Source organism: Stenotrophomonas sp. P5_A8 (assembly GCF_056400545.1).
This window is the reverse complement of record NZ_JBFULB010000291.1, coordinates 1-4,791: the sequence shown is the minus strand read 5'-3', so window position 1 is coordinate 4,791 and position 4,791 is coordinate 1. Positions and strand designations below refer to the sequence as shown.

Here is a 4,791-nt window from a genome sequence, read left to right as displayed (position 1 = left end):
GGCAGCTATCTCACCAGCACCACCGCCTGGGAGGTCATCAGCGCGAAGTTGGCGCGGCGCGCCATCCCGTTTTCGATGGTTGAATTCGAGATCACCGAGGGCGAGTGRCTCGGCCCCGACTCCCCTGCGGTCGCGCAGATCTGCGCCATGGCGCAGGCGGGCATCCGGATCGCCATCGATGACTTCGGCAGTGGCTACAGCAACTTCAGCTACCTGTCCGACCTGCCCATCCGCACCCTCAAACTGGAAAAGTCTCTGATCCACGCCATCGGCACGGACCCACGCGCAAGAGCCAAGGTCTCGGCGATCCACCATCTGGCCCACGAGCTTGGCTACCTCACCGTGGCCGAGGGCGTGGAACACCAGGACCAGCTCGACGTGCTGGCCGATATCGGCCTGGATCAAGTCCAGGGTTACCTGCTGGCCACGCCTTCGCCCGCGTCAACGATTGCAGCGTTGTTCGCGCGTGTCGGTCAGTCGCTGCAGGTTACCTGGGATGAACTTCATCACCCTCGCGTCACAAATTGCATCGCCACCTAAATGCTCCGCCGCACGTCTTTGAAGCAAAGCGGTGCGCCGCCGATATCGGTTCTCCACCGCGCAACTTGAGCTCCGGCTCGTCGCCTCCCCTCTGCATCTCACCAGGCTATCCACACCATGCACTTTGTCAGGAATCTACGTGTCGGCCAGCGCATGAGCGTTGGCTTCTCCGCTCTCATAGGACTGATGGTCGTCCTGACTCTGGTGGGCATCCATCGGGTCCACCTCATCGAGAACGACCTGCACACGATCAATGACGTCAACGCGGTCAAGCAGCGCCTGGCCATCAACTTCAGGGGCAGTGTGCATGACCGCGCGATCGCGCTGCGCGACGTGGTCCTGACCGATGACCCGCAGGCCCGGGCCGAGGCCACGCAACAGATCGAGAAACTCGCCGGCGACTACGCGGTGGCCGCCAAACCCCTGTCGGAGATGATCGCGGCGAGCACGGACAGCAAAGAGATCGGCATGTTGAAGGCCATCCGCGCCAACGAGGCCGCCACTCTCCCCTTGCTGGCCGAAGTCAGCAAGCAACGCGAGGCCGGCGATGTCCAGTCGGCAACAGCGCTGATGCTCACCCAGGCCAAGCCGGCCTTCGTGGCCTGGCTGGCCTCGATCAACGCCTTCATCGACTGGCAGGAGGCCAAGAGCGCCGCCACCGCCGAACAGCTGACGGCCACCGCGCGCGGCTTTGCCATGCTCATGATCGGCGCAACGCTGCTGGCGCTGGCGCTGGGAACGGTCATCGCCATCGCGCTCACGCGCAGCGTCGTCGGCCCCCTGCGCACTGCCCTGCAGGCCGCCCGCGACGTCAGCCAGGGCAAGCTGGATACAGCTCTGGTGGCACATCGGGGCGACGAGGCTGGCCAGCTGCTGGAGGCCATGGAGCAGATGCGCCAACGCATCCGGCGCGTCATTGCCGAGCTGGGCGAGATGACGGCCCGGCACGAGCGTGGMCAGATCAGCTACCGCATGGATGCGGCCGCCTACCCGGGTGAATTCGGCATCATGGTGCGCGATACCAATGACATCGTGGCGGCGCATATCGCCATCAAAATGCAGTTGGTCCACCTGATCGGCCGCTACGCGGTGGGCGACCTGTCCGACGACATGCAACGGCTGCCCGGCGAGAAGGCCATCATCACCGAGACCATGGACCGGGTGAAGGCCAACCTGTCCTCGATCAACCGTGACATCCGCGAGCTTACCCAGGCCGCCTCCGAGGGCAACTTCTCCGCGCGCGGCGAGCCGCAGGCGTATCAGTACGATTTCCGCGCCATGGTGGAAAACCTCAATGGCCTGATGGGCACCGCCGAGCAGAACCTCGCAGCACTGTCCACCTTCCTCAATGACGTTGCATCGGGCAACCTGGCCGCGCGCATGGAGGGCGACTTCCGCGGCGTCTTTGCCACCATGGGGGCCGATGCCAACAAGACTGCCACCAACCTGGCCGATATCGTCCGCCGCATCCATCTCTCGTCCGAGTCCATTACCGGCGCGGCCACGGAGTTGTCCAACGGCAACCAGGACCTCTCCAGGCGCACCGAACAGCAGGCTGCCAGCCTGGAGGAAACCGCCGCGTCGATGGAGGAGCTGACCTCCACGGTCAGGCAGAATTCCGCCTCGGCCGACCAGGCCAATCGCCTGGCCATCGACGCCGCCGCTGTCGCCGGGCGCGGTGGGGAGATCGTGGACGAGGTGGTCAGCACCATGGACGGCATCGAAACCGCTTCGCGCCGCATCGCCGACATCACCACCGTGATCGACGGCATTGCCTTCCAGACCAACATCCTCGCGCTGAATGCCGCGGTGGAAGCCGCACGCGCCGGTGACCAGGGCCGTGGTTTTGCCGTGGTCGCCGCCGAGGTGCGCAGCCTGGCGCAACGCGCGGCCAGCTCGGCCAGGGAGATCAAGGAACTCATCGACGACTCCGCCGCCAGGGTCGCCGAGGGATCCACGCAGGTCCGCGCCGCCGGCGCCACGATGCAGGAGGTGGTTTCGAGCGTGCAGCGGGTGACGGACATCATGCAGGAGATCGCTGCCGCCTCCCGCGAGCAATCCTCCAGCATCGAGCAGGTCAACGCGGTGGTCGGCCGCATGGATGAGACCACGCAGCAGAACGCCGCGCTGGTCGAAGAGGCTGCCGCGGCCGCTGCCGAGCTCGACGTCCAGGCGTCCGGGCTCCGGCACGCCGTCGCCGCCTTCACGATCGACCCGGTCGCGGTGCGCCGTGACCGCCCCTTGCACACGCGCGCCGTCGCTGCCCCGCGCCTTGCCCACAGTCTTCAATGATGAACGGCCAAGCAGCGGCCGCGGGCCATTGCTTGAAACTTCGGCAATGGCCCGCATTGACTGACAGCGCCCGCGGTTGGGCGCTCTCAGGAGAAATGCATGCCGCACCATGAAAAAATCGCCGTTGCCGGCGTCATCGAGCACGTCTTCGCGCATCGCTTCACGCTGGTCAGCAACGATCAGACCTATCTCGCGGATCTGGGGCCGAAAGGCGCAGAAGCGTTTCCTCTCGCGCAGGGCCTTGCCGTACGGCTTGAGGGCGAACAACGCCCGTCGGAAATCAAAGTCGCACGCATCGCCAGGAAGGGGGGCGCCTTCGTGGAGGTGGAACACAAAAAGCCGCATCACGGCCCCAAGCACCCCCCCTCCGATGCACCGGCCGATCCGCGTGCGGTGCTGGCCGCGGTGAAGAAGGCCGGTTGGAAGGTCTCAGGTAAACCCGCCCGCAAGCCMAGGCACTTTGAACTCCTGGCCAGACGCGATGCTGGTGGCTGGACCGAACTCCACGTGGATTTTGCAGGCGTCATCTACAAGCAGAAACCGGCAGACGATGAAAAGTGGGACCTGCCCGCCTGAAAGACTGGTAGTACACAACAAAAGAGCCCCGGGATGTCCCGGGGCTCTTTTTGTTTGTCAGGCCGCCTGTGGGCTCCAGCGACGCAGCGCAGCCCCCCTGAGCGATTGCTCACCGCACCCGGTCGGACAGCGCAGCACGCGCGCCACCGAGGTACTGACAAAGCCCTGCCCCTCCTGCGCCTTGAAGATGACCTCGCACGACAGGCAGCGCGCCACCATGGAATACAGATGCACGATGCGGCCACTGCAGGGGTCCTGCAACGCGCTCACTTCCAGCAGATCGAAGTGGCAGCTATCGGGCAGCGCGCGCCGGGGCAGCGGATAGGGAGAGGAGGTCTGCAGGTTCACGCGGGCGCGCCATCGAGGGAATGCAGGCGACTGTAGATAGCGCGGTGTGGAGCCCAGGTGCAGATGCGATGCCTGCCGCGCGAAGGCGCCGTTACGCATCGCATTCAACCCTGAATGATTCGGAATCCAGTTGCCTGACTTTCGTCATATTTCACCCGGGCGACACTTCCAGGCAAGCAGCATGCTCAAGCCCACCGACGGGCGGAACCGCGAGGCATTTGAGATGGACAAGAACCGTACCGAAGGTGTCAAGAACCAGGTCAAGGGCACCGTGAAGGAAGTGGCCGGCAAGGTCACCGGCGACAAAGCCCAGGAGCTCGAAGGCAAGGCCCAGAAAACCGTGGGCAAGGTGCAGAGTGAAGTGGGCAAGGCAAAAGACGACGCCCGCCGTTGAATCCGGCGCGCTGCTCCCGCACTTCGGTGAGGGAGCAGTGGCGTTGGAATTGCGTACGGATGGACGCCAGGCATTACGCTCACTCCGCGAAGCTTGTGGTGTTCTTGCCATGTCGCTTGGCGACATACAGCGCCCGGTCGGCCATGGCCAGCCAGTCCTCGGCAATGCCGATGCTCACGCTGATCTGGATCGAACGCACTTCTGCGGGCAGGTTGGCCTGCAACCGTTCCCTGATCCGCTCAGCCACCTGCATGGCCTCAGCAGACGTGCATTCCATCAGCAACACCGCAAACTCATCCCCACCCAGCCGCGCCGGCGTATCGCCGGGCCGCATGAAGTCCCTCAACGTCGCCGCAATGTGGCGCAGCACCTCGTCACCCGCCCGGTGACCGTGCCCGTCGTTGATCCGCTTGAAGTCGTCCACATCCAGCATCAACAAGCAGGCAACGCCGCCATGACGGTGCGACCTCTCCAGCGTCTGCTGGGCACGCTGGATCAGAAAGCCCCGGTTGGCCAGGTCCACCAGCGGGTCCATCCGGCTCAGGCGCTGCAACTGACGGTTCTGTGATTTCACCCGGCGCGCCAGCTGCCAGCTGAGCAGACTCAGCCCGATGCCATACACGAACAGGAAGGGCAGGCTG

General features: G+C 64.8%; 6 protein-coding genes. 4 read left to right on the top strand and 2 right to left on the bottom strand.

Going from position 1 to position 4,791, the window contains the following annotated elements; translation table 11 throughout:
* From AC1DQP_RS16510 to AC1DQP_RS16500, 3 genes are all read left to right on the top strand, one after another.
* Positions 1-540: EAL domain-containing protein (locus tag AC1DQP_RS16510; RefSeq protein WP_478052029.1), on the top strand; the 540-nt coding region annotated here is incomplete at its 5' end.
* Between the two features lie 117 nt (positions 541-657).
* Positions 658-2,832, top strand: coding sequence for a methyl-accepting chemotaxis protein (locus tag AC1DQP_RS16505; protein ID WP_457319393.1), 2,175 nt, complete (start codon positions 658-660; stop codon positions 2,830-2,832).
* A gap of 99 nt (positions 2,833-2,931) precedes the next feature.
* A complete protein-coding gene (locus AC1DQP_RS16500) occupies positions 2,932-3,408 on the top strand; it encodes a hypothetical protein (protein ID WP_478052028.1) in 477 nt (158 codons plus the stop codon).
* 57 nt (positions 3,409-3,465) lie between these two features.
* Here AC1DQP_RS16500 and AC1DQP_RS16495 read toward each other — a convergent pair whose 3' ends face one another.
* The gene (locus AC1DQP_RS16495) at positions 3,466-3,756 is read right to left on the bottom strand and encodes a hypothetical protein (RefSeq protein WP_457319395.1); all 291 of its coding nucleotides are present in this window, start codon (positions 3,754-3,756) and stop codon (positions 3,466-3,468) included.
* 223 nt (positions 3,757-3,979) lie between these two features.
* On the opposite strand from AC1DQP_RS16495, the gene AC1DQP_RS16490 reads away from it, so the two are divergent.
* Positions 3,980-4,150, top strand: coding sequence for a CsbD family protein (locus AC1DQP_RS16490; RefSeq protein ID WP_256774579.1), 171 nt, complete (start codon positions 3,980-3,982; stop codon positions 4,148-4,150).
* Positions 4,151-4,229: 79 nt separating this feature from the next.
* Here the strand turns inward: AC1DQP_RS16490 and AC1DQP_RS16485 are convergent.
* A partial coding sequence (locus AC1DQP_RS16485) for a GGDEF domain-containing protein (RefSeq protein ID WP_478052027.1) occupies positions 4,230-4,791 on the bottom strand: 562 nt, incomplete at its 5' end.